Here is a 24,545-nt window from a genome sequence, read left to right as displayed (position 1 = left end):
GCGACAGTGAGCGACCTACTTCGCCTGGCCACCGCCGGTTCTGTCGACGACGGCAAGTCCACCCTGGTCGGACGGCTGCTCTACGACACCAAGTCCGTGCTGGCCGATCAGATCGACGCCGTCACCCGCGCCTCGGTCGACAAGGGTCTGTCCACCCCGGACCTGTCGCTGCTCGTCGACGGCCTGCGCGCCGAGCGTGAGCAGGGCATCACCATCGACGTGGCGTACCGCTACTTCGCCACGCCCAAGCGGTCTTTCGTGCTGGCCGACACCCCCGGTCACGTGCAGTACACCCGCAACACGGTGTCCGGCGCGTCCACCGCGCAGCTGGTGATCCTGCTGGTCGACGCGCGCAAGGGCGTCATCGAGCAGACCCGTCGCCACGCCGCCGTGCTGGCGCTGCTGGGTGTGCCGAAGCTGGTGCTGGCCGTGAACAAGATCGACCTGGTCGACAATCCGGCCGAGGTGTTCGCCGCGATCTCCGCGGAGTTCAACGCGCTGACCTCGAAGCTGGGCTGGGCCGATGAGGACGTCCTCGAGATCCCGGTGTCGGCGCTGCACGGCGACAATATCGCCAGCCGCTCGGACAACACCCCGTACTACGACGGCCCGTCGCTGATCGAGCACCTGGAATCGGTGCCGGTGGACGCGGATTCGACCGGAACGCACGCCCTGGGCCTGCGCTTCCCGGTGCAGTACGTGATCCGTCCGCGCACCGCCGAGTACCCCGACTACCGTGGCTACGCGGGTCAGATCGCGGCCGGTTCGGTCTCCCCCGGTGACGAGATCGTGGTGCTGCCCTCGGGCAAGCGCACCACCGTCGAGCGCATCGATACCCCCGACGGTGAACTCGCCGTCGCGCAGGTGGGCCGCAGCGTGACGCTGATCCTGGCCGACGAGGTCGACATCTCCCGCGGCGACATCATCGCCTCGGTGGCCGACGCCCCGGAGGCGATCGACACCTTCGACGCGACCGTGTGCTGGCTCGGCGACAAGTCGCTGCGCCCCGGCGCCCGGCTGCTGCTCAAGCACGGCGCCAAGACCACGCAGGCGATCGTCGGTGCGCTCGTGGAGCGCTTCGACGAGCAGACCCTGACGGCCGAGCCGAGCCCGGAGACGCTGGAGCTCAACGATATCGGCCGCGTGTCGCTGCGCCTGGCCGAGCCGATCCCGGCCGATGACTACCGCACCAACCGGCACACCGGGTCGTTCCTGCTGATCGATCCCGCCGGTGGCAACACCCTCGCCGCCGGCCTGGTCGGCGATGTGCTGACCTCGGTCGAGGTCGGTACCGCGGTCTGATGTCGCCCGTGCTCGCCCCGCTGCGTGGTGCCGTTGTGGCCCCGCGCGGCGGGAGCGAGCCCGCGCTGATCCTGGTCGCCCACGGCAGCCGTGACCCGCGTTCGGCGGCGAACGCGGCGGCCGTGCGCGATCTGGTCGCCGCGCAGCGACCGGACCTGACCGTCCGGCTCGCCTTTCTCGATCTCAACGCGCCGTCTGTCGACCAGGTCGTCGACGGGGTGGCCGCGCTGGGGTTCACCCGCGCGATCGTGGTACCGATGCTGCTGGGCAGCGCGTTCCACGCCCGCGTCGACCTGCCCGGCCTGCTCGACACGGCCCGGCGCAGGCATCCCCTGCTCCGGTTGGATCAGGCCGATGTCCTCGGCCCCGACCCCCGCCTGCTCGACGCGCTGTGCGACCGGATCATGGCGGCGATCCCCGAAGACACGGCGGGCCGGATCGGGATCGCCGTCGCCGCGGTCGGTTCCACGCGGCCCGGCGCCAACGAACGCACCGCCGACGTGGCCGCGCGGATCGCCCGGCGCACCGGCCTGCTCACCGAGATCTGCTTCGCGACCAGCGAACCCACCGTCCGCGGGGCGACCGATCGGCTGCGTGACCGTGGCGCCGAGCACGTCGTCGTCGCGCCGTGGTTCCTGGCGCCTGGCCTGCTCACCGACCGGTTGCATACCGCCGCACCGGAATCCACCCACGCCCCGACGCTCGGTACCCACCCGTCGCTCGCCGCCGTTGTGTGGGATCGCTACGACGTGACCGTCGGCGCCGAGTGGGAACTGACCGCCTGAACAACCGATCTCAGGGGTGTGATGCTCCCGGTTCGGGTGCCGTCGCGACAGGGACGGGCGGGACTTCGGCGAGCGAATCCGGCAGGGCTACCGAGGCTTGACCCGGAATTTCTCCGGGAACCGACGTCGGGGTGTAGTCGATCGGAACACCGTGGCCGGGATCGACCGGGCTGTCTGGCGTCTCCGGTGGGGCAGGGATCTCGAGCGTCAGAGTCAACGGGGCCGGGGCAGCCGGGAGGCCGGGTCCTGGTGCGGCCGAATCCGGGGCGGTCGGCGAGTAGGTCACGGGGACACTCGCCGAACTCTCGACGAAACCACTGGATTCGGTCGTGGCGGCGTACCCCGACGAGGGTCCCGGCATCGGTGAGGCCACGGAGGGATCGGCCACGGTCCGGTCCGGCTGCGCCCTGATCGATCCGATCGGCCGCATAGCGGCCCCGGCCCACAGGGTCGCCGGCAGTGCGTCGACCAGCACGGAACCCGGTATCGCGTCGACCCGCTCGCCCGGTAACGCCCGGCCGGGCACGGCGACCATCGCGCCACCCCGCCCGTCATCGGCGCGCAACAACCCCAGCGCGACCGAGAACAGCAGAGGCACGGCGACGGCGGCCGCGACGAACGCACCGCGCGACACCGGTCGGCGCACCGGAACCAGCACGGTGCCCGTCGCCGAGCGCCGGGCCCCGAGCAGCGCGGCACCCCGGGCGATGGAGGTGCCCGGCTCCCGTTCGCGCACAACCGGACAGCGCAGCGCACCGGCCAGGGTGTGCGCGACGTCGTCCGGGGTTGCCGCGCCTCCGACGAGCAGCACCGCGTCGAGACGTGCGACGGAAAGCCCTGCGGTGCGCAGACATTCGTGCACGAGCGGCAGTGAATCCCGGACGAGCTGGGCACGAACCGCGATCGCGCGCCGTGGATCCGAACCCGCACCCAGTTCCATCGCACCCGGTTCCGCCGCGCCCAGTTCCATCGCACCCGGTTCCGCCGCGCCCAGTTCCGCCGCGCCCAGTTCCGCCGCAGCCAGTTCCGTAGCGTCCGGTTCCATCGCACCCAGTTCCCCAGCGCCCGGTTCCATCGCGCCCGCCAGGTCGTGCTCGGCGATCGCGAGCGCCGCGGCGGTCGAGCGGCCACCGAAGGCGTAGGACCGGGCGGGGCGGCCGGCGATCCGGTGGCCCCGCCGGTCACGCACGACCACCGTGAGATCGAGCGAGGTCGCACCCAGGTCGTACACCAGCAGCGCCGCGACATCCGTTGCGGCATCGACGTTCTCGTCCGGCCGATCGAGCGCCGCCGCTGCCGCGATCGGCTCGGCCACCAGCGCGACCTCGCCCAGTCGCGCCCGCCCGAGTTCGCGCCGCAGCGCGGCGAGGTGTCGCTCGCGGTAAATCGCCGGGTGTGCCAACACGGTGTGCTCGGCCACCGCACCGTGGGCGGCCATCGTCGCGCCGAGGACCCGGACGACCAGCTCTTCGGCCGGGGGCTCCTGCGGCAGCCCACCGGCGACGGTCAGATCGGCGAAACCGAGAATCCGGCCGTCATGGGAGGTGGTCCGGTCTCGCCGGACCACCGGATCGCCGCCGCCGACCGCCACGCAGACGGTATTGCGCGCACCGAGGGACACTCCCCATCCGACCACCATCGCTCACCAATCTCTCTCGGCCGACAGCGGCCGGGAACGTCTTTACCCGACCCGAAGAAATAGTTTAGCCTCCCCTAATCTCTTGTGGACACACCGGGCGGAGGCATCAATGCCGGAAAACTTGCTGGTCATTCGACCTGATGCGGCGGCAGCGCCGACGGTCTGGGGCACGCTTCACACCCCGGCCCCGATGCCGCGGGGCGGCCGCTGGCCGGCGCCGGAACCCGAGCGGCCGATCGGCCTGCTCGATTCCTGGTGGCTGATCGGCGCCGCGGCACTCGGGTCGACGGCGCTGCTCGGCGGCGTCCTGTGGGTGGCCACCCACGTACACCCGGACCCCGCGCTGCATACCGCCGGGTTGTTCGTCCACCTGGCCGGCTTGACGCTCGGGTTCGGCGGGGTGCTGATCGCCGACTACCTGACCGCACTGTGGCTGACCGGGCGCAGCACCTTGGCCGAGGCGATGGCGGGCGTGTCCCGAATGCACGTGCCGATCTGGTTGGGCCTGGCGACGCTGGTCGTCAGCGGTGGCGTCCTCGAGCCCGATCTCGGTTCGCCTCCGACGCAGATCAAAATGGCGCTGACCGCGATCCTTACCGTCAACGGGCTACAAGCGACGGTGCTGAGCAAGCGCCTGGCCGAGCGGACCACCGGGCCGTTGCCGCCGCGACTGCTGGCCTGGGGCGCCGCGTCCGGTGCGATCTCCCAGATCTGCTGGTGGGGCGCCATCGCCATCGGCTTCTGGAACGCCCAGCACTGACCCGGACGCCCGGACCGGTGTGACCCAGTCCACAGGTCATCACTCTTCACTACATACCCCCTAGGGGTATATGTTCGTAGCAACGCACAGCGAACAGAGAGAGGCGACCACGATGACCACCAACGCCCACGCCGGACACCACACCCACGCCGGACACGCTGACGCCGCGCCCGCCGCGCACCGGAACAACCACGCGGACAACGGCATCGATACCACCGCGCACGCGGCACACCAGGGACACGGCAAGCACGCCGCCGCCGAGCCGGCCCACGCCGGTCACGGCGACGCTCACGCCGGTCACGGCGCGGGCGCGCCGGGCGGACTGCTGGTCACCCAGGACGGATACACCCTGGACCTCGACACCACGATCGCCGCGCCCGGCGGGATCGATTTCCGGTTCCGGATCCTCGGGCCGGACGGAGCGCCGGTCACCGAGTTCGACCCGATCCACGACCGCGAGCTCCATCTGATCGTCGCGCGCCGGGAACTGACCGGGTTCTGGCACGTCCATCCGGTGCGCGAGGACGATGGCACCTGGGTGATCCGCCTCGATCTCCCCGAGGCGGGCGCCTACCGCGTCTTCACCGATATCGCGCCGCGCGCGCTCGGCCGCACGATCACCCTCGGCGCCGATCTCGCGATCGCGGGTCACTATGCGCCACAGCCGGTTCCGGCGGTGGGGCGCACCGCGACGGTCGACGGGTACGAGGTCACCGTCGACGGCGACCTGCGCACCGAGGGCGACCTGCTCACCCTGACCGTGCGCAAAGATGGTGTGCCGGTGACGGATCTGCAGCCCTACCTGGCTGCCTTCGGCCATCTGGTGATCCTGCGCGCGGGCGACCTCGCCTACGTACACGTGCACCCGAACGGTGAACCGGGCGACGGCGTCACCCCGGCCGGACCCGAGATCACCTTCCACACCGCGGTTCCCGGCCCGGGCACCTACCGCCTCTTCCTCGATTTCCGGCACGGGGAGGTGGTCCGCACCGCGGCGTTCACGCTCACCGCGGGCATCGCGACGCCGCGGCACGACCCGCACGCCGGACACGCACACCACCACTGAGCCGCCGACCGATGGCGTCGTCACCCGACCCGGGTGACGACGCCATCGGCGTTTACCGGGGCAGGCTAGGACGCGAGCAGGCGCGCGGCGATGGCGCGCGCGGCCTCGACCCGCGCCGAATCCCCGATCTGGCGAGCGATATTGGCCGCGCTCACCACCGCGTCGAGCTCGAACACCAGCTGTTCCGGATCGGCGCCGGCGAAGTCGCCGACTTCCTGCGCTTTGCGGATCTCGACCGCGAGCAACGCCAGCCACTCGTCATGGTCGGCCACCACGGCATCGCGGACCGGCCCCTCCTTGCTGCTGTACTCCGTCAGCGTGGCGACGCGAAAACAGCCGCCGGGGAAGGGCGGATCCTCGATGTGGGCGAACCAGCGGTCGATCAGAGTGCGGATCCGGCCGACGCCGCGTGGTTCGCGCAGGCTCGGCGCGATCACCCGTTCGATGAATACGTCACGGGCGGTCGCCACGGCGGCCAGCTGTAGCGCCTCCTTGGTGCCGAACAGCGTGGCGATGCCGCTCTTGCTGATCCCGAGGTCGGTGGCGAGCATGCCGATGCTGATGCCGTCCAGCCCCTCGATGGAGGCGAGTTCGGCGGCGCGGCGCGCGATGGTCGCCCTGGCACGCGCGCCCTTGGCCAGTCGTTGGTCGCCGGACTCGGACAGCTGCGTCATGAACTCCATTGTTCCACCACCTCTTGCATGGGCGAACGATCGGTCGTACTTTTATTTACGAACGATCGTACGTTCTTATTTCTCCTCCGTGAAGGACCTTCCCCATGACCGACGTTTCTGCTCGGCCCGAAGATTCGCCGACCAGCACGACACCCGACACCGGCGCCGCGGGCCGCACCCTGGCCGTGGCGTCGGGCGCCGCCTTCATCGCCTTCATCGACCTGTCCGTGGTCAATATCGCGTTCCCGACCATCGCCACCTCCTACCCCGGCACCGCGACCAGCACGCTGACCTGGATCGTCAGCGGCTACGCGATCGCCTTCGCCGCGCTCCTGACCCCGGCGGGCCGGCTGGCCGACGTCCTCGGACGGCGCCGGATGTTCGCCCTGGCACTGGCGGGATTCGCCGTCACCTCGCTGCTGTGCGGGCTCGCGCCGAGCGCGGGCTGGCTCATCGCCGGACGCGTCCTGCAGGGCATGACGGCGGCGTTCATGGTGCCCGCCGCGCTCGCGCTGGTGCTGGCGGCCACGCCGCGCGCGAAGATCGGCTCCGCCATCGCCGTCTGGACGGCCGCGGGCGGATTCGCCGCGGTGGTCGGTCCGGCCATCGGCGGCGCGCTCGTCGAGAGCCTGGGCTGGCGCGCGATCTTCCTCGTCAACGTGCCGATCGCGCTCGCGCTGATCGTGCCCGGCCTGCGCCTGCCCAGCACCGACGATGCCCGCCGCGATACCGCCCTGCCCGATCCGCTCGGCACCCTCGCCGTCGCGCTCGGCCTCGGCGCGCTCGTCGCCGCGGTCACCGAGGGCCAGAGCTGGGGCTGGACGGCCCCGGTCACGCTCGCGGCGCTCATCGGTGGCGCCGTACTGGTGACGTTCGCGCTGGCCCGCTCGAAGCGGCACCCCGATCCGGCCGTGGCCGTAACACTGTGGCGGAATCGGCAATTCGCGCTCGCCAATGCCGGCTCGCTGCTCTTCGGCGCGACCATGTTCGCCTGGCTGCTGGCCGGACCGATGTTCCTGGACGCGCTCTGGGGCTACTCGGTGCTCGAATCGGCCGCGGCGCTGACCGTCGGCGCGGCGGCGTCGATGGTGACCTCGGTGATCGTCGGCCGGATCACCGCACCGCGGGGCCAGCGCTGGGCCGGCGTGGTCGGCGCGCTGATGTACGCCGCCTCGCTGGCCTGGATGAGCACCGACGCGTTCGGCACCGATCCCGCGCTGTGGTCGGCATGGGTACCCGCCGGACTGCTCGGCGGCGGCGGCATCGGCATCGTGGTCACGGTGCTCGGCACCGCGGCCGCGAGTTCGGTGCCCCCGCAACAGTTCGCGGCCGGTATCGGCATGAACGTGACCGCCCGGCAGGTGGGCGGCGCGCTCGGCGTGGCGGTGCTGGCCGCCGTCTTCACCGCGGTGCCCGACGACGCGGTGCGCGCCTTCCACACGGTATTCGCCGTCGGCGCGGTGATCGGGCTCGCGGTCGCACTGCTGCTCCTCGTCCCGTCGCAGGCCCGTACTACCCGTTAGGAGTCGCGAGATGTCTTTCACCACACCGTTGTCCGAGCAGTACACCGAGGCCGACGATCCGCTGTTGTTGCGCCCGGACGAAGCGGTCGAGTTGCTGCGTGCGGCCCCCTGGCAGCGCTTCGCCGTGCTGGGCGACTCGATCGCCGCGGGTACCGGCGATCCCAGCCCCGGCTACGCGGCCCGAGGCTGGGCCGACCGGGTCGCCGCCACCCTGGCGACGGTGAATCCCGCACTGGTGTACCGCAATACGGGACGGATCGGCGCGACCAGCACCCAGGTCCGGCAGCATCAGTTGCCCGAGATCCTGGAATTCGCACCGGATCTCGTGCACATCAGCTGCGGGGGCAACGACCTGTTCGAGGCGGGCGGCGACCCGGAGCGGCTGCGGAACAACCTCTCGGCGATGTTCGCCGCGCTGGCCGCGACGGGAGCGCAGCTGTCGGTGTTCACGGTGGCCGATGTGTGGGCGATCGAGCGGATGGCGCCGATGCGTCCGATGCGTCCGCGCATGGCCGAGATGAACGAGGTGGTGCGGGCGGTGGCCGCCGACTTCGACGCCGTGCTGACCGAGTTCTGGGAGCACCCGGTGCGGACGCGGCCGAGTCTGATGAGCGCCGATCTCATCCATTTCACGACGAGCGGTCACGCGGTCGTGGCGACCGAGGTGGTGCGGGCACTGGCCGCGCGGCTCGAGCGCTAGACCGTCCGTGGTGTCGGCGGCGCGTCCCGCCGGCACCACGGCCGCTCAGCTGTTGCCGCGCACCAGCTCGGTGCCGAGGGCGACGAGCTCGGCCCGGACTTCCGGTGGCCCGACGACTTCGACGTCGGCGCCCCAGCCCGCCAGTTGCCGGGCGACCATCTTCGCGGTGTCGGCGGTGACGCTGGCCTGGACCCGGCCGTCGTCCACCGGCCCGAGCAGGGTGCAGTTGCGGCCCTGCTGATCGGCCAGGATCGGCGCCAGTGTCGCCGACACCAGTACCGTCGCGGCGACGGCGGCCCGCCGCTGCTCCATCCGGGTGACGATCCGCGCCCATTCGGCCGAGAGGTCGAAATCCGCGGGGCGATCGGCGGTCTCGTCGAGGACGGTGACCGCGCCGACCCGGTCCAGCCGGAAGGTCCGGCGACCACGCTCGGTGCCCGCGATCAGGTACCAGACCGTTTCCTTCTCCACCAAGCCCCACGGATGCACCACGCGGACGGTGCGCTCCCCGGCCCGCGAGTACTCCATCCGGACCTGCCGACGATCGACCACTGCCCGTTGCAGCAGGGGCAGAACCGCGGGGGGTTCGGGATCCGGTCGGCCCCAGCGGGCGGGATCGACGACGACCGCGTCGGCCGCCGCGGCCGCGTCCGCCCGGAAGGTCTGCGGCAGAGCCCGCACCAGCTTGCGCAGCGCGGACTTCACCTCCGGCGCGGCCTGCGCGGCCGGACCGGCCAGCAGGAACAGCGCCCTGGTCTCGCCCGCGGTCAGGCCGGACAGATCGGTGCGGGCACCGCCGACCAGCGACCAGCCACCGCCACGGCCCGCCTGGGGATACACCGGGATACCCGCAGCCGACAGTGCCTCCAGGTCGCGGCGGGCAGTCGCCACCGAGACCTCCAACTCGGTGGCGACCTCGGCGGCCGTCACCCGGCCACGCGCCTGCATCAACAGCAGGGTGGCCACCAATCTGTCCGCTCGCATACTCGTGATTCTGCCCAACAAAGTGCTCATTCGGTGAGCACTTTGCCTGGCAAAGTCGTTCTCACCACAACGACGACATCGGGAGCAGACATGCTGCAGGGAATGGCGACCACCACCTACTACGCCGACGACCTCACCGCCGCCAAGGACTGGTACACCGAGTTCCTCGGCCTGGCCCCGTATTACGAGGTGCCGGGCGGCTACTACGAGTTCCGGGTCGGGCCGATGCAGGCCGAGCTCGGCCTCATCAACCGCGCCTACGCGCCGGCGGGCGCTCGCAACGCACCCGGTGGCGGCGGTGTCGTGTTCTGGCATGTCGACGATCTCGCCGCCACCTTCGCCCGGCTGCTCGCGCTCGGGGCCACCGAGTACGAGCCGATCACCGAACGCGGCGAAGGCGCGGGGTTCGCGACCGCGGCGGTGCTCGATCCGTTCGGCAATGTCCTCGGGATCATGAGCAATCCGCACTTCGTCGCGATGACGGCCGCGTCGCGGGCGGCGGCCTCCGCCTAGCCCATCAGGCGGCGAACCAGCGCTCGAGGACGGTGGCGACACCGTCCTCGGTCACGTCGCCGGTCACCTCGTCGGCCAGGGCGAGCACCGAGTCCGGCGAGCCCGCCATCGCGACGGAATGCGCGGCCCAGCGCAGCATTTCGCGGTCGTTGAAGCCGTCGCCGATGGCGAGAGTGGCGTCCGGCGGGATGCCGAGCGCGAGCCGGAGTCGTTCCAGCGCCCAGCCTTTGGAGACACCCCGGCGCGATACCGTGACCCACGGCCCGAATTCGCCGTGCACCCACGAGGCGTCGGGCACCTCCAGCGAGGCGAGCAGGTGCAGCATCTCCTCGATGGTGCCGCCGGGCCACCAGCCGTTGAGTCGCGGAGTCGGTGCGCTGCCCAGCATCTGATGGTCGACGAGCAGGAACTCACCGATGGAGAACTCTCCCGGTCCGTGTCCCGTCGCCCAGGTGCCCTCCCCCACTCGCTCGGCCGCGAAGACCATGTCCGGGAACAGCGCACGCAAGGCGTGGATGGCGGGTGCCGGGTCGAACGACTGCACCGCGACCGGCTCGCCCCGCGCCACATCGATATGCACGGCGCCGTTGGAGCACAACGCGTGTCCTTCGGTGAGCCCCAGTTCCTTCAGCACCGGCCGCGTGGTCAGCAGGGTGCGCCCGGTGGTCACCACCACGTGCGCCCCCGCCGCCACCGCGGCCGCCACTGCCGCCGAGACCCGCGCGCTCACTTCGAACCCCGTCGCCAACAGGGTTCCGTCTACATCGAGCGCGATCAGTTTCGGCGCTCCCCCGAGTAATGCCATCAGCCCATTGTGCCCGCCCCCACCGACACCCACCCGAGAATTCACCAGCCCTACCAGCCACGATCAAGGGACAGGGGTGGGCGGGTCAGCCCGGGGTCAGCGGCGCGAACCACCGCCGCCACCGCCGCCACCACCTCCGGCGCCGCCACTCATGCCACCACCCTTGGACCCGCCGGAGGACGCGCCGCCGCTGGAAGCACCACCGCCCGAGGCACCGCCGGACGAAGCTCCCCCGGACGAGGCTCCGCTGGAGGCCGCGCCTCCGGACGAGGCCCCGCCGCCGGACGAGGCGCCGGACCCGCCGCTCGAGGCGCCACCACCGGAAGCAGCACCGCCCGAGTCACTTCCACCGGAAGCACCACCGCCCGAAGCACCCCCACTCGACGCGCCCCCACCCGAGGCACCCCCGCCCGAAGCACCGCCACCGGAGTCACCGCCGCCCGCGGCACCGCCACCGGACGCACCGCCACCGGAATCACTTCCACCGGAAGCACTTCCGCCGGAAGCGCCACCACCGGAGGCGCCGCTGTCGGAGCCACCGCCGGACGCACCGCCGGTGCCACCGCTGGAGGTGCCACCGGTACCGGAGGTGTCGGAGCCGCCGGTGGTTCCACCGCCGGAAGTGCTGCCGCCGGTGGTGCCGCCGACGGTCGAACCGCCTTCCGTCGTCCCGCCGGTCGTGCCACCCGTGCTGCCGCCGGTCTCGGTGCCGCCGGTCGTGCCGCCGGTCGTCGCGCCACCGGAAGGCGCTGTGCCCGTGTCGGTTCCGCCGGTGGGTGCCGAGGCGCCGGTGTCGGTGGACGGCGCGGTCGTACCGCCCGGCGTCGACGGGTCGGTACCGGGAGTGGTGGCGCCGGGCGCGGCCGGTGTGCCCGGGGCAGGCACCGAGGGAGCACTGGGTCCGGAACCGGTGATGGGGCCACCTCCGGGGATATCGCTCGGCGCGGTCGGCACATTCGACGGTTGCGCGGGGGTACCGAGCCGGAAAGGCAGCGGGTTGATGAAGCGCGCCGGATCACCGTAGGTCGACCGCGCGAGAAGCGGTGAACGACACTCCTCGCTCGTGGTCTGACGGTCCGATCCGCCGCGTTCGCCGCCGTCAGCGGTCTTGCCACGGGCCGCGTTGGCGGGGGCGACGATCCTCTCGTACGCGCTCTGCGCGATGGCGGCGCCGGCCACGCGGACCCGGCCGGTGATCGGGTCGACAGCGCCGAGCAGGCTGCTGTTCTGCGCGGCGACGAGGTCGGCGCTCATGTCGTAGAGCAGGGCTTCGGCGGGCGCGCCCAGGGCCGGGAACCGGTCGAGCACCGGGGTCAGACCCGGGTCGAAGGGACTGCCGAACACCGTCATCGCCGACATGGCGAGCGCGGAAACGACCGCCGCGCTGGAGAACACGGCGACGTGCGGCGCCGAGGGACCACCCTGCTGCACCGGCGCGAAGGTCCGAGCCGCGAGCGCGGCGGCGCCTGCGGCGACCACCTGACCCGGATCGGCGACGGTGACCAACGGGACGCCGAGTTCGGCCAGCGTGCGCGCGACCTCCGGCGGCCGCGAGGCACCGCCGACCACCAGGATGCGCGAGAGATCGGCCAGGCGCAGACCTGCCGCCGCCACGGTCTTGCTGACCAGCGGGAAGGTATCGCGGATGTGTTCGGCGCGCAGCGCGTCGGTGTTCACCATCGAGGTGAGCGTCGGCGCCGCACGGCCCACCTTGCCCGACCCGGCGTAGCGGGCGACCATCTCACCGAGCGGCTTGCCGCCGAAGTCGGTGGAGCGCACCGGGGTTCCCACCATCGGATGGTGCGGCCAGTCCGGCCCGACGCGCAGCACGGTCAGGTCCAGGCTGTTCGCGCCCAGGTCGTAGACGAGCACGAAGCCCGGCGCCAGCGGACCCTGGTCGGCCTCCAGCCATTCGGCCGCGGCGACCGGCTCCGGCGCCAGGAGCACCTGACCGGCGCCCGCCAGGTGCAGCGCCTGTCCGAGCAGCGCGACCTGCTTGTCGGAATACACTGCCGGATAAGTCAATACGGCACCGGCGGCCGGTTCGGCCAGTTCGATCAGGCCGGTGACCACTGCGGCGATCAAGTTGGTCGCCGAGAAGAAGCGACCACCGATCACCATCGGCTCCGGCTCGCGGCTCAGGTCCGCGAAATCGGTGATCGCCGAAGCGAATTCATTGATGGCTCCGATGCGGGGCCGACCCGCGTCGTCGAAGGTGAGTGCGGTACGCCGTGTGCGCACCGTCGGCTTGGTCGGATCATCGGCCACCACCGCCGAAATCGCATTGACCGTACCGATGCTTAAGCCCAGACCTCTGGTCATGTATTTGCTATCCCGTCAACGCACCGTGACCACGTCCAGCACGCGAGCGCACCATGTGGCCGCGGTCGTCTTCCAAACAGCTCGCACAGATTAACCGGCCCAAAGCCGAATTGCTGCCTGATTGATACGAAACACGTGACCTTTGACCCTTGTTAGGGGATCTCCCCAGGTAAGCCGATATACGGACAGACGTCCAGTCCCCTGAACGTTGCCAAAGCTACTGACAGACTCCGAGATACAGCTACTTGCGAGTAATCAACTTGGGCGCCTGCCGAATACATTCCTACGGTCTGTTTCAGGCCGTGATTAACGCACTTACCGACTGGTAATCAATTCTTTTCCCGCCATCAGCATTAAGCCATTCGCCGAATTCGGGTGCCACATACCGAAGTACACGCCAAATGCTATGACGCGTCAACGTCACGGCCGATACCCGCCAGCGCCCGCCCGGCGGCCGCGGTTGACTCGAAGCACGGAGTGACACCGAGTCGTGCTCCGAAATGCCAGGGAGAGAAGGGAATAGCGATGTCCACTCGTTTCGCCGACCAGGTCGTCCTCGTCACCGGCGCCGGTTCCGGCATCGGCAGGGCGGTCGCGCTGCGGGTCGCCACCGAAGGCGCCGCGGTCGTGCTCGGCTCGCGGGGCAAGGATCAGGGCGAGCGGGTCGCCGAACAGATTCGAGCGGCCGGCGGCCGGGCGTTGTTCGTGCCCACCGATGTCACCGTCGACGCCGATGTCGAGCGGCTCACCCAGGCGGCGCTCACCGAGTACGGCAGGCTCGACGCGGCGTTCAACAACGCGGGCGCGGTCACCGCGTTCGGTGGGGTGGCCGAGATCGACGACGCGTCCTGGCGCGCCGAACTCGACCTGAACCTCACCGGGGTGTTCCACGGGCTCCGGCACCAGGTGCCGGCGATCACCGCTTCGGGCGGCGGCGCGATCCTGAACAACGCCTCCAACCTCGGCGTGGTCGGGATGGCCTCGGTGGCGCCGTATGTGGCGGCCAAGCACGGCGTCGTCGGTCTGACCAGGTCGGTGGCGCTGGAGACCGCGGCGGCGGGCGTACGGGTGAACGCGCTGGTCTCCGGCGCGGTCGACACCCCCGCCTTCCGTGCCTCGATGGGCGCCACGCCCGAGGGCGAGGCCGCGATCGCGGCGCTGCACCCGATCGGGCGGATCGCCCGGCCCGACGAGATCGCGGCGCTGTGCGCCTTCCTGCTCAGCGGCGAGGCGTCCTTCGTCACCGGGGCGGCGGTCACGGTGGACGGCGGCTTCACCGCCCAGTAGGACGCCGAAGGCCCGCCGCGTCGTTCCCAGACGACGGGGCGGGCCTCGGCGCTGTCGCCGGTCGCGTCAGCCGCGAGCCAGCAGGCGCTTGATCGGTCCCCCGTGGGGCACCGCGGCGCCACCGGCGCGCGCCTGGGGTCGGCGGGCACGCACCAGCCGGTCGAACTCCTGCGCGTCGCGCGCCGGCGCGCGCAGCTTGCCGGCGTTGAAGTCCGCGGCCAGCTGCTGCACCGTCTCCTGCGCGCAGGACTTGTTGGTGCCGATGAAGCCGGTCGGACCACGCTTGATCCAGCCGGTCACGTACGTGCCGGCGACGACCTCGCCCCCGGGCGCGGTCAGCACCCGGCCCTGCTCGTTCGGGATGACGCCGCGAGCGTCGTCGAACGGCAGATCCTTGGTCGGCACCCCTCGGTAGCCGACCGAGGTGAGCACGACACCCGCTTCCAGCAGATCCGTGTCCCCGGTCGCCACCGCACTGGTGCGGCCTTCGGCGTCGGTGACCAGCTCGTTGCGCTCGACCCGCACTCCGGTCACCGTGTCGGTACCGAGGATCTCCACCGGCGAGGACAGGTAGCGGAACACGATGCGCTTACGCTCACCGAACGGACGCCGCGCGACGCTGTGCAGCAGACGCAGCTTCTGCTCGACCTTGTACGGCAGCTCGGGGGTCACCTCGGGCAGCTCACCGTCGATCGCGATGTCGATGTCGGCGGCCAGCAGGCCGACGAACTCGGGCACCGTGAAGGCCGATTCCGCCGGGCCACGACGACCCAGGATCACAACCTCTTCGATCTTGCTCTCGCGCAACGCCTTCAACGCGTAGGGCGCGATGTCGGTGTCGGCCAGGGTGGCCGGGTCGACGGTCAGGATGCGGGCCACGTCGAGAGCGACGTTGCCGTTGCCGACGATCACGACGCGCTTCTGGTTCAGGTCGAACCGGTCCTCGGCGTGGTCGGGGTGACCGTTGTACCAGGCGACGAAGTCGGTGGCCGACACGTTGCCCGGCAGGCCCTCACCCGGAATGCCCAGCTTGCGATCCGCCGACGCGCCCACGGCGTAGATGACGCCGTGGAAGTACTCCAGCAGCTCGGCATGGCTGACGTGGGTGCCGATCTCGACGTCGAGGTAGGTACCGAAGTCCTCCTGCTTCGACATCACGTCGAACAGATCGGCGACCTGACGGGTGCGCTTGTGATCGGGCGCGACGCCGAGCCGGGCCAGCCCGTAGGCCTGCGGCAGCCGGTCGAACATCGTGACCGAGACACCGGGCTGGGTCAGCAGCTCGTCGGCGGCGTACATCGCCGACGGGCCCGACCCCACGATGGCGACGCGCAGCGGCGAACGCTGCGTGTCGATCGCGGGCGGCATCACCGGGCGAGCCAACGTCGGCCGGTCCCGCTGCACGCGGTAGAAGTCGGCGTTGATCTCGATGAAGGGCTTCTGCTCTTCGGTCAGCTTCTTCGAGGAGGTGATCGCGTCGACGGGGCACGCGGTGGCGCAGGCGCCACAGTCCACGCATGCCGCCGGATCGACGTAGAGCATCTCCGCGCTGAGGAAGTCCGGCTCATCCGGGGTCGGATGAATGCAGTTCACCGGGCATGCGTAGACGCACGAGGCGTCACTACAGCATGACTGGGTAACGACGTATGGCATATTGCTATCGTCTCAGGCCGCGTGCTTGGCGGAGCGCTTGGGCTCCGAGCGGTAACGGCTGGACGGGCCGTCGATACCGAGCAGCTTCCACACTCGCTTGGCGATCGGGTTCATCAGACCGATCTCCTCGGCGAGCGCACGCACGTCGATGAAGTAGTCCGCGAAGACCTGCTTGGCCTCCTTGGAACCGTAGAACAGCTCCTTGCGGACATCGGCGGGCATCTCGAACTGCTTGAAGAAGGTCTTCGGCGGGGTCGCGATGGCCCGGCCGAGCACGAACATGACGATCGGCATGGCGACCGAGAGCACGAACTTGTTGACCGCGGGCTGCGCCGGGACGTTCTTCTTCAGGAACTCGTGGGCGAAGGAGATGTGGCGAGCTTCCTCGGCCACGTGGATCGCCATCACGCCGCGCATGATCGGGTGGATGTCGTCACCCGAGCGCAGGATGTCCTTCTGGATGTGGTCGATCGGCTCTTCGCCGGCGAGCACGGCCATGAAGAAGAAGTTCGGGAACAGCGCACCGGCCGGGGCGGCCAGGTGGCGCAGCTGACGCACGAGCGGGTTCATGCCCGGCACGTCGGCGACGCGGTTCACCATCTCCTGGAACATCAGAGTGTGGTTGTGCTCTTCGATCATCTCGTGCGAGCAGTACCGGAACTCCGGATCGTTGTTCTTCAGGTTGAAGATGTGCTGCATCATGCCGATGATCAGGATGGCCTCGAACTGCAGGCCGACCTTGGCGACATTGGCCTGGCGGACCTTGCCGATCTCGATCTTCTTGTCCAGCGGCAACGCCTGGTACCAGGGGTGGCGGCCGATCGGGTCGGCCGAGGTGACCAGAACCCAGCGCTCGGGCTTGTAGTTCGGGTCGAACTCGGGGTTGTCCCAGTCGATGTCCTCGAACGGGTCGAAGTGCCGGTCGACCGACGCCTCGGACAGCATCAGCAACTTTTCGGCGTACGCCTGAGCCTCCGCGACTACGGGATCGACGTCAGGGGTGGTGGGCGCAGACATCGTCGTCACTGCCTCTCCTCAAGGGACGTTTACTGTTTCCAATAGTTACACCTACGAGGAGTCACGTCAACTCCCCACCTCGCCCGATTTCCCGTGTTCGGCGCGCCGAACCACCACCAGGAAAAGCTACTCACCAGTAAAAATGGTTCTACCTGTGACACTGCGTCATGCACAGTTCGCCGATGGCCGCGGCGGCGTCGAGAAAATTCGTGCGGCCGGATCCGGCGATTCGCCGGACGGACCGGCGGTACCGGATATCGTGCGCGGCCGCTGCCCGGATGACCGCGCCGCGCACGGCCAGCGAACGGCCCGTCCCAGCGCCCCGCTCAGGGCGCGGCGGGGGTGATGTTCGCGTTGTGCCGGAACACGTTGTCCGGATCCCAGGTGGCCTTGACCGTGCGCAGCCTGCGGTACTTGGCGCCGTAGCTGACGGCGACCTGCTCCCGACCCGGGTCGGCCAGGAAGTTCACATAGCTGCCGTCGCCGCGGGCGAACGGCCGCAGCTCGTCCCAGAACTCGCGCACCCACTCCCGCTCCGCGGCGAAGACGGCGGGGTCGGGGCAGGACGCGGAGATGTTCACCAGCACGCCGGGGTCGCGGGAACCGCCGAACGCGGTGTTGCCCTCGGGCACGTCACAGAACCGGCCGCACAGGGGCATCGACGGCATCACCGACAGCGGCGAGTGCTTGCGCGGATACTGCTCGACCATCACCTCGGCCACCGCGGCATCGATGCGGTCCAGGTAGAGCGACTTCTCGTAGGCGAAGGTGCCCCACGGCGCGATGCCGTCGAAGAGCTGCTGCAACGCGGCGTAGGGCATCTCCGCGACCAACTCCCAGGCCGGAGTCGGGGTCAGCGCGCGCAGCGGGGCGACCGCGTCGGCCAGGTCGTTGGCCGACCTGTCGCCGGCGATACCGACCACGAAGCCGGGCACGCCCTGCCAGTGTTCGGGCACGAACGGGGCGGGCGGGCAGCTGATCGCGTTGATCGTGCCGCAGTGCCGGGCGGGCAGATCCATCAGCACGGCCTGCCCCTCGACCAGCGGACCGACCGCCTCCGACGGCGGCCACCACAGCAGCGCGACCTGCACCATCGGGCCGAACTCGTGCAGTGTGAACTCGAAACCGGTGACGATCCCGAAATTGCCGCCGCCCCCGCGCAGCGCCCAGTACAGGTCCTGGTTCTCCTGCATCGACGCCGCGACGACGTGTCCGTCGGCGCTCACCACCTCCGCGGCCACGAGGTTGTCGCACGACATCCCGAACAGCGGGGTCAGCCAGCCGAGACCGCCACCCAGGGTGAGCCCGCCGATGCCGGTGTCGCTGATGAAACCCCCGGTCACCGCGAGGCCCTGCCGGTTGGCCATGCCGTCGAGCTCGGCCCAGGTCGCGCCGCCACCGCACCGGGCACGCAGGCGCACCGGGTCGACGAGCACGCTGTCGAGCTTGCTCAGATCGAGCATCACCGCGCCGTCGGCGACCGCGTGCCCGGCGTAGTTGTGGCCGCCGCCGCGCACCGTGAGATCGGCGCCGCCGGCCCGGATCGCGGCGACCGCCTCGGCCACTTCGGCGGTGTCGGCGGGTCGCACCACCGCGAGCGGACGACGATCGATGGAGCCGTTCCACACCGCCCGCGCCTCGTCGTACCCCGCGTCCGCGGGCCCGATGACCTGCGCCCTGATCGAGCGCCGTAACAGATCTACGCTGAACACCCCGGTCGACATGACGTCTTCCTCCGGTCCGGGCGCTCTCGCCCAGCAGTGCCGACCCCCAGGTCCCCGACGACGGTCGACGCGACCCGCGCACACCCCTGGCGCGGGTCCCGCCCGGTTCGGTGCGGCCGCACCGGATCCCATCGTCTCACCGGGTGCGCGCGGGCAACAGGGGTCCCCGGTCTCAGCTCTGCGGCAGATCCGGAATCCGGGTGGCACGGGCGTAGACGGTCTCGCCCTCGCTCAGATGCAGGGCGGCCGCGTCACCGCGGGTGACTTGCGCGGCGAACTGATCACCAGTCGCGGCATTGCGTAGCTCGAGGCGGACCTCGAACCCGAGCCGCACGATCCGCTCCACCGTGGCCCTGGTGATGCCGGCGGACTCCGCGGTGCCTTCGTGCTCGGCCATCGCCATGCTCGGATCGCGCCCGATCCGGATATCGTGCGGCCGGACGAGGTGACCGTTGAGCCGGGCCACCGCGCCGAGGAACGACATGACGAATTCGTTCGCGGGCCGGTCGTAGACGTCCTCCGGGGAGCCGATCTGCTCGATCCGCCCCTTGTTCATCACCGCGATCCGGTCGGCGACGTCGAGCGCTTCTTCCTGATCGTGGGTGACCAGCACCGTGGTCACGTGCACCTCGTCGTGGAGCCTGCGCAGCCACTGACGCAGATCGGTGCGCACCTTGGCGTCGAGCGCGCCGAAGGGCTCGTCGAGCAGCAGCACCTGCGGATCGACGGCCAGCGCGCGGGCCAGCGCCATGCGCTGACGCTGACCACCGGAGAGCTGGGCCGGGTAGCGGTGCTGGAAACCGTCGAGGCCGACGATGCCGAGCAGTTCGTCGACGCGCTTGTCGATCTCCTTCTTCGGCCGCTTGCGGATGGTCAGGCCGAAAGCGACGTTGTCGCGCACCGTCATGTGCTTGAACGCGGCGTAGTGCTGGAACACGAAGCCGATGTCGCGCTTCTGCGGCGCCACGTGGGTGACGTCGTTGCCCGCGATCGAGACGATGCCCGAGTCCAGCGACTCCAGACCGGCGATCGAGCGCAGCAGCGTCGACTTGCCTGACCCGGACGGGCCGAGCAGCGCGGTCAGCTCGCCGGAAGTGATGTCGATGCTGACATCGTCGAGAGCGGCGAAGGAACCGTAGTTCTTGCGCGCGTTGGTCACGGTGATCATTCGGTGCCCCGCTTGCGTTCGAGGAGAGTCATCAGGAGAAGAACAACCAGCGCCATACCCATCAGCAGCGTGGCCGCGCTGTAGGCGCCGAAGGTGTTGTGGTCGTTGATGTAGCGACCGTGCACCAGCAGGGTCAGCGTCTGCGACTTGCCGGGCAGCGCGGTCGAGACCATGATCACCGCGCCGAACTCGCCCAGCGCGCGGGCCACGGTGAGCACGACGCCGTAGGTCAGGCCCCAGCGGATCGCAGGCAGGGTGATCCGCCAGAAGGTCTGCCAGCGCGACGCGCCGAGAGTGGCCGCGGCCTGCTCCTGATCGTCGCCGATCTCGTGCAGCACCGGCTCCACCTCGCGCACCACGAACGGCAGCGTCACGAAGATGGTCGCGATCACCATGCCGGGCAGGCTGAAGATCACCTTGAAGCCCAGGGATTCCAGGCCACCGAACCAGCCGCCCGCACCCCACAGCAGGATCAGCGACACACCGACGACGACCGGCGAGACCGCGAACGGCAGGTCGACGATGCCCTGCACGAGGCTGCGCCCCGGGAACTTGCTCCGCACCAGCGCCAGCGCCGTGATCACCCCGAATACGACGTTGAGCGGCACGACGATGGCCACGATGATCATCGACAGCTGGAACGCCGAGATGGCCGCTGGCGTGGTGATCGAGTCCAGGAAGGCGCCGATCCCCCGCTCGAAGGTGCGCCACAGGATGATCGCCAGCGGCAGCACCAGCAGTACGAACAGATAGCCGAGGGCGACCGTGCGCAGCGAGAGCCGGGTGAACAGGGACAGCTTCATCGGGCCGCCTCTTCCTTGCGGGCGGTGCGCTCGGCGAGCAACCGCAGCACGAGCAGGCTGGCGAAGGAGATCGCCAGCAGCGCGACCGAGACCGCGGCGGCGTTGACCGGACGATCCACCTCGATCTGCTGCTGGATGTACTGCGAGGTCATCTGCGTCTCGCGCGGGATGTTGCCGCCGATCAGCACGACCGAGCCGTACTCGCCGATCGCCCTGGCGAAGGCGAGGCCGCCGCCGGAGATGATCGCGGGCGCCAGCGTCGGCAGCACGATGCGGCGGAAGGTGACCCAGTTGCTCGCGCCCAGCGAGAGCGCGGCCTGTTCCACTTCCTTGTCGACCTCGATCAGCACCGGCTGCACCGACCGTACGACGAACGGCAGCGTGACGAACGCCAGCGCCACCACCAGGCCGGGCTGGGTGGCGTTGAGGTGGATGTCGATCGGGCTGTTGGGGCCGTAGAGCGAGAGCAGCACGATCGAGGCGACGATCGTGGGCAGCGCGAACGGCAGATCGATCAGCGCGTTGACGATGCCCTTGCCGGGGAATTCGTCGCGCACCAGTACCCAGGCGATGAGGGTGCCCATCACGACGTTGAGCACGGCGACGACCACCGAGACCCCGACGGTGATGCGCAGCGAGTCCAGGGCCGCGGGCGCGGTGACCGCGTCCCAGAAGCCCGACCACCCGTCCTCGAACGAGCTGACGGTCAGTGCCGCCAGCGGCAGCAGCACGATGACGCTGAGCCAGAGCACGGCGACGCCGATGCCGACCGGGCCCACCGAACCGGTCACGCGCAGCCACGACCGGCGGGGCCCGCGCGGGGCGGGCACGGATTTCTCCAGTTTCACGGCGACGCCGGGATCGGAGGTTGCTCCGGTCCCGGCGTGCCCACTGCTGTCAGTCACAGTTGTCCAGTATCGCGTGTGTCTTGGGTCACGAGTTACTTGGTCGCCTTGTCGTAGATGACCGCGACCTTGCCGGTGCCCTGCGCGAACAGGTCCTTGTCGACGGCCTTCCAGCCACCGAGGTCATCGATCGTCCACAGCTTGGCCGGGGTCGGGAAGTCCGCGGCGAACTCGGCGGCGACCTTCGGATCGACCGGACGGAAACCGGCCTGCGCCCACGCCTTCTGGCCTTCCGGGGTGAACAGGAAGTCACGGAAGGCGGTGGCCTTGGGCAGGTTCTGGGAGTTCTTCAGCACCGCGACCGGGTTCTCGATCTTGAAGGTGGTCGGCGGGTTGATGTGCTCAATCGGGTCGCCGTTGCGCTCGGAGAAGATGGCCTCGTTCTCGTAGCTCAGCAGCACGTCACCGGTGCCCTGCAGGAAGGTCTCGGTCGCCTCGCGGCCCGACTTCGGCTGCACCTTGACGTGCTCGGGCGAGATCAGCTGGGACAGGTAGTCCAGGCCGGCCTGCTGGTTCTTGCCGCCGTCGCTCTTGGCCGCGTAGGGGGCGAGCAGGTTCCACTTGGCCGAACCCGAGCTGAACGGGTTCGGGGTGACGACCTCCACGCCGGGCGCGAGCAGGTCGTCCCAGTCCTTGATGCCCTTGGGGTTGCCCTTGCGCACGACCAGGGTCACGACCGAGCCGAAGGGGATGCCCTTGCTCGCGTCGACGTTCCAGTTCGACTCCACCAGGCCCGCATCGACGAGGCGGGTGATGTCGGGCTCGACCGAGAAGTTGACGACATCGGCCTCGGCGCCGTCCTTGACCTTGCGCGACTGGTCGCCCGAGGCGCCGTAGGAGGCCTGGATCTGCACGCCCTTGCCCGCGTCGGTCTTGTTGAACTCCGGCACGACTTTGTCGAAACCCGGCTTGGGAACGGCGTAGGCGTACAGATAGAGACTGCCCCCGCTGCCGTCAGCGCCCGCTTCGCCGTCGGTCGAGTCGCTGGCGCCACCACCGCAGGCGGTCAACGCGACCGCGGCGACAGTAGTGACGGCGACAGCGACAGCGCGACGGCGCGAGCCGATCCAGGTGTTGCGAGACATCGGGGTGAACCTTTCGGGAAAGGACCTGCGGCGCAACGTCTTTCGCTGCGGCAGGGAACGCTCTTGTCGATCGGTAGACCTGTCGTGCAGGGAATGAACACGACAGTTGGCGCGACTCGGGCCCACTGGCCCCCGGAGTTCGGACGACGACTGCGAAGGAAAAGCGCGCGCCAGTCTACTGGGCAAGTACGCGCAGACGAGTCCGGTGGCCGATCATCGACAGAGGATGTCCGCGACCGCGAGGTTGCCGACAGCGATCAACGCCAGCTCATGGCGGATCTGCGGGGCGACACTCGACGACACAGGCAGACTGTAGCAGATTGCGACATGATGATTCGACTCGACGAGAGTTCCACACCCAGGGGGAATTTCACACCATGACCATGGCACCAGACCGCGTTCGCGTGCGGTTTCCCGAGATCAGCACCCGCACGTGGGAACATCCGGCCGATCGCACGGCGCTGGTCGCGCTGCGAGCCCTGACCGGATTCGACACGGTGCTGAAGGCGCTGTCGAGCCTGCTGCGCGAGCGCCAGCACCGGTTGCTGTACCTGGCGACGGCCGTCCGGGTCGACGACCGTCAGTTCCGCACCCTGCACCAGTTGCGGGCGGATTGCGTGGGTGTGCTCGACGCGCGGTCGACGCCGGAGATGTACGTCCTGCAGGACCCGACCGTGAACGCTTTCACCATCGGCATGGACCGGCCGTTCATCGTGCTGACCACGGGGCTGCTCGATCTGATGGACACCGAAGAACTGCGCTTCGTCATCGGCCACGAGCTCGGGCACGCGCTGTCCGGGCACGCCGTGTACCGCACGATGCTCTTGCATCTGCTGCGGCTGTCGGCCTCGATCGGCTGGATGCCCGGCGGCGGGTGGGCGCTGCGCGCGATCGTGGCCGCGCTGATGGAGTGGAGCCGCAAGTCGGAACTGTCCGGCGACCGGGCCGGACTGCTGTGCTGCCAGGACGTGGAGGCCTCGGTGCGGGTGCACATGAAGACCGCGGGCGGCACCTGGCTGTCGGAGATGAACCACGGCGCGTTCCTCGACCAGGCCGACGACTACCTGCGCTCGGGTGACCTGCGCGACGGCGTGCTCAAGCTGCTGAACCTGGAGCTGCAATCGCACCCGTTCTCGGTGCTGCGCGCGGCCGAGCTGCGCCGCTGGATCCAGTCCGGCGACTACGACCGCGTGCTCGGGGGCACCTATCCGCGGCGCGAGCACGACCGCAACGCCACGATCACCGACGAGGTGAAACAGGCCGCCCGCAGCTACCGGGAGTCCTTCGATCAGTCCGACGACCTGCTCGTGCGCACCGTGCGTGACCTGGGCCGCGATGTCGGCGCGGCAGTGAGCACCGTCGGCCAGGAAGTCGGCCGGACCGTCTCGGACCTGGGCAAGCGCTTCGACGACTGGCGCCGGAACTAGCGCGTCAGCGGGTGAAGAACCACGCGATGACGACGAGGACGAGCAGGGCAACCAGCGCGAGCTGAACGCGAGAACGAGGCATCAGCGGGCACCGCTGCCGACCGTCGGGCGCACCGGCGCGGCGGCGGTGACCGGCACCGTCGTCGCGGCGACCGGCGCCGACGGCTCGTGGCGATCGCCGCGGCCGAGCAGGCGGAAGACCGCGCGCAGGGCGCGGTCGAGCACGAAGGCGATGGCGAAGCTGATCGGGACCATGCCGACCAGCACGACCAGGAACTGGGGGATGAAGGGCAGCCCGGCTACCCAGAGTTCGAAGCCGTCCCACCAACCTGCGATGCGTTGCACGCCGACCAGACTAGTCGGTCGGCGTGAACGGGCGAATTCCGTCGCTGTGAGCGGCGCG

At 69.9% G+C, this 24,545-nt stretch carries 23 protein-coding genes; 10 read left to right on the top strand and 13 right to left on the bottom strand.

Annotation, left to right across the window (positions count from 1 at the left end):
• Positions 1–6: 6 nt before the first annotated feature.
• The 5 genes from Q7X29_RS10265 to Q7X29_RS10245 all read left to right on the top strand — a co-directional run bounded on the left by Q7X29_RS10265 (position 7) and on the right by Q7X29_RS10245 (position 5,552).
• The gene (locus tag Q7X29_RS10265) at positions 7–1,302 is read left to right on the top strand and encodes a sulfate adenylyltransferase subunit 1 (RefSeq protein WP_218717371.1); all 1,296 of its coding nucleotides are present in this window, start codon (positions 7–9) and stop codon (positions 1,300–1,302) included.
• Positions 1,302–2,087: a sirohydrochlorin chelatase gene (locus tag Q7X29_RS10260; RefSeq protein ID WP_316573903.1), complete on the top strand. Its 786-nt coding sequence runs from the start codon at positions 1,302–1,304 to the stop codon at positions 2,085–2,087. The genes Q7X29_RS10265 and Q7X29_RS10260 overlap by 1 nt, the downstream gene beginning before the upstream one ends.
• An 874-nt stretch (positions 2,088–2,961) precedes the next feature.
• A complete protein-coding gene (locus Q7X29_RS33035; RefSeq protein ID WP_394358676.1) occupies positions 2,962–3,789 on the top strand; it encodes a pentapeptide repeat-containing protein in 828 nt (275 codons plus the stop codon).
• Between the two features lie 127 nt (positions 3,790–3,916).
• A complete protein-coding gene (locus tag Q7X29_RS10250; protein ID WP_255587403.1) occupies positions 3,917–4,486 on the top strand; it encodes a hypothetical protein in 570 nt (189 codons plus the stop codon).
• A gap of 112 nt (positions 4,487–4,598) precedes the next feature.
• The gene (locus tag Q7X29_RS10245) at positions 4,599–5,552 is read left to right on the top strand and encodes a hypothetical protein (protein WP_316573901.1); all 954 of its coding nucleotides are present in this window, start codon (positions 4,599–4,601) and stop codon (positions 5,550–5,552) included.
• Positions 5,553–5,617: 65 nt separating this feature from the next.
• Here the strand turns inward: Q7X29_RS10245 and Q7X29_RS10240 are convergent, their stop codons facing one another.
• On the bottom strand, positions 5,618–6,226 hold the full coding sequence (locus tag Q7X29_RS10240; RefSeq protein ID WP_316573900.1) for a TetR/AcrR family transcriptional regulator: 609 nt from the start codon (positions 6,224–6,226) through the stop codon (positions 5,618–5,620).
• A 104-nt stretch (positions 6,227–6,330) separates the two neighbouring features.
• Here Q7X29_RS10240 and Q7X29_RS10235 point away from each other — a divergent pair, with 104 nt between their 5' ends.
• Entirely contained in the window at positions 6,331–7,749 is a 1,419-nt protein-coding gene (locus Q7X29_RS10235; RefSeq protein WP_316573899.1) for an MFS transporter, read from the top strand.
• A 10-nt stretch (positions 7,750–7,759) separates the two neighbouring features.
• Positions 7,760–8,449, top strand: a complete 690-nt coding sequence (locus tag Q7X29_RS10230) for an SGNH/GDSL hydrolase family protein (protein ID WP_218717378.1) — start codon at positions 7,760–7,762, stop codon at positions 8,447–8,449.
• 45 nt (positions 8,450–8,494) lie between these two features.
• Here the strand turns inward: Q7X29_RS10230 and Q7X29_RS10225 are convergent, their stop codons facing one another.
• Positions 8,495–9,433, bottom strand: a complete 939-nt coding sequence (locus tag Q7X29_RS10225) for a helix-turn-helix transcriptional regulator (RefSeq protein WP_218717379.1) — start codon at positions 9,431–9,433, stop codon at positions 8,495–8,497.
• Between the two features lie 90 nt (positions 9,434–9,523).
• Between Q7X29_RS10225 and Q7X29_RS10220 the strand changes: the two genes are divergently transcribed.
• On the top strand, positions 9,524–9,946 hold the full coding sequence (locus Q7X29_RS10220) for a VOC family protein (RefSeq protein ID WP_218717380.1): 423 nt from the start codon (positions 9,524–9,526) through the stop codon (positions 9,944–9,946).
• 4 nt (positions 9,947–9,950) lie between these two features.
• Here the strand turns inward: Q7X29_RS10220 and Q7X29_RS10215 are convergent, their stop codons facing one another.
• Both Q7X29_RS10215 and Q7X29_RS10210 read right to left on the bottom strand, forming a co-directional pair.
• The gene (locus Q7X29_RS10215; RefSeq protein WP_316573898.1) at positions 9,951–10,751 is read right to left on the bottom strand and encodes an HAD hydrolase family protein; all 801 of its coding nucleotides are present in this window, start codon (positions 10,749–10,751) and stop codon (positions 9,951–9,953) included.
• A 96-nt stretch (positions 10,752–10,847) separates the two neighbouring features.
• Positions 10,848–13,073 (bottom strand): Hsp70 family protein, encoded by a 2,226-nt coding sequence (locus Q7X29_RS10210; protein WP_316573897.1) that lies wholly within the window; start codon positions 13,071–13,073, stop codon positions 10,848–10,850.
• A 525-nt stretch (positions 13,074–13,598) separates the two neighbouring features.
• On the opposite strand from Q7X29_RS10210, the gene Q7X29_RS10205 reads away from it, so the two are divergent.
• Complete coding sequence (locus tag Q7X29_RS10205) at positions 13,599–14,360, top strand: SDR family oxidoreductase (protein WP_218717383.1); 762 nt, start codon at positions 13,599–13,601, stop codon at positions 14,358–14,360.
• A gap of 66 nt (positions 14,361–14,426) precedes the next feature.
• Here Q7X29_RS10205 and Q7X29_RS10200 read toward each other — a convergent pair whose 3' ends face one another.
• The 8 genes from Q7X29_RS10200 to Q7X29_RS10165 form a co-directional block, all read right to left on the bottom strand.
• The gene (locus tag Q7X29_RS10200) at positions 14,427–16,013 is read right to left on the bottom strand and encodes an FAD-dependent oxidoreductase (RefSeq protein WP_316573896.1); all 1,587 of its coding nucleotides are present in this window, start codon (positions 16,011–16,013) and stop codon (positions 14,427–14,429) included.
• 12 nt (positions 16,014–16,025) lie between these two features.
• Positions 16,026–17,039: an AurF N-oxygenase family protein gene (locus Q7X29_RS10195; protein ID WP_374104839.1), complete on the bottom strand. Its 1,014-nt coding sequence runs from the start codon at positions 17,037–17,039 to the stop codon at positions 16,026–16,028.
• Between the two features lie 317 nt (positions 17,040–17,356).
• Positions 17,357–18,754 carry an FAD-binding oxidoreductase gene (locus tag Q7X29_RS10190; protein WP_316573895.1) on the bottom strand — a complete coding sequence of 466 codons (1,398 nt, stop codon included), beginning with the start codon at positions 18,752–18,754 and terminating at the stop codon, positions 17,357–17,359.
• A gap of 172 nt (positions 18,755–18,926) precedes the next feature.
• On the bottom strand, positions 18,927–19,922 hold the full coding sequence (locus tag Q7X29_RS10185; protein ID WP_218717386.1) for a sulfate/molybdate ABC transporter ATP-binding protein: 996 nt from the start codon (positions 19,920–19,922) through the stop codon (positions 18,927–18,929).
• Positions 19,919–20,725 carry a sulfate ABC transporter permease subunit CysW gene (gene cysW / locus Q7X29_RS10180; RefSeq protein WP_218717387.1) on the bottom strand — a complete coding sequence of 269 codons (807 nt, stop codon included), beginning with the start codon at positions 20,723–20,725 and terminating at the stop codon, positions 19,919–19,921. Before cysW ends, Q7X29_RS10185 begins: the two co-directional genes overlap by 4 nt.
• Positions 20,722–21,573: a sulfate ABC transporter permease subunit CysT gene (gene cysT, locus Q7X29_RS10175; RefSeq protein WP_218717398.1), complete on the bottom strand. Its 852-nt coding sequence runs from the start codon at positions 21,571–21,573 to the stop codon at positions 20,722–20,724. The genes cysW and cysT overlap by 4 nt, the downstream gene beginning before the upstream one ends.
• Before the next feature lie 92 nt (positions 21,574–21,665).
• A complete protein-coding gene (locus Q7X29_RS10170; protein ID WP_316573894.1) occupies positions 21,666–22,715 on the bottom strand; it encodes a sulfate ABC transporter substrate-binding protein in 1,050 nt (349 codons plus the stop codon).
• Positions 22,716–22,928: 213 nt separating this feature from the next.
• Positions 22,929–23,018 carry an Ms4533A family Cys-rich leader peptide gene (locus tag Q7X29_RS10165; protein ID WP_019045829.1) on the bottom strand — a complete coding sequence of 30 codons (90 nt, stop codon included), beginning with the start codon at positions 23,016–23,018 and terminating at the stop codon, positions 22,929–22,931.
• Positions 23,019–23,092: 74 nt separating this feature from the next.
• Between Q7X29_RS10165 and Q7X29_RS10160 the strand changes: the two genes are divergently transcribed.
• Positions 23,093–24,142, top strand: a complete 1,050-nt coding sequence (locus tag Q7X29_RS10160; protein WP_316573893.1) for a M48 family metallopeptidase — start codon at positions 23,093–23,095, stop codon at positions 24,140–24,142.
• An 81-nt stretch (positions 24,143–24,223) separates the two neighbouring features.
• Here the strand turns inward: Q7X29_RS10160 and Q7X29_RS10155 are convergent, their stop codons facing one another.
• Complete coding sequence (locus tag Q7X29_RS10155) at positions 24,224–24,487, bottom strand: hypothetical protein (protein WP_218717390.1); 264 nt, start codon at positions 24,485–24,487, stop codon at positions 24,224–24,226.
• Positions 24,488–24,545 lie beyond the last annotated feature (58 nt).

It is taken from the genome of Nocardia canadensis (assembly GCF_032656385.1).
Lineage (GTDB): Bacteria > Actinomycetota > Actinomycetes > Mycobacteriales > Mycobacteriaceae > Nocardia > Nocardia canadensis.
This window is presented reverse-complemented; position numbering and strand designations above follow the sequence as displayed.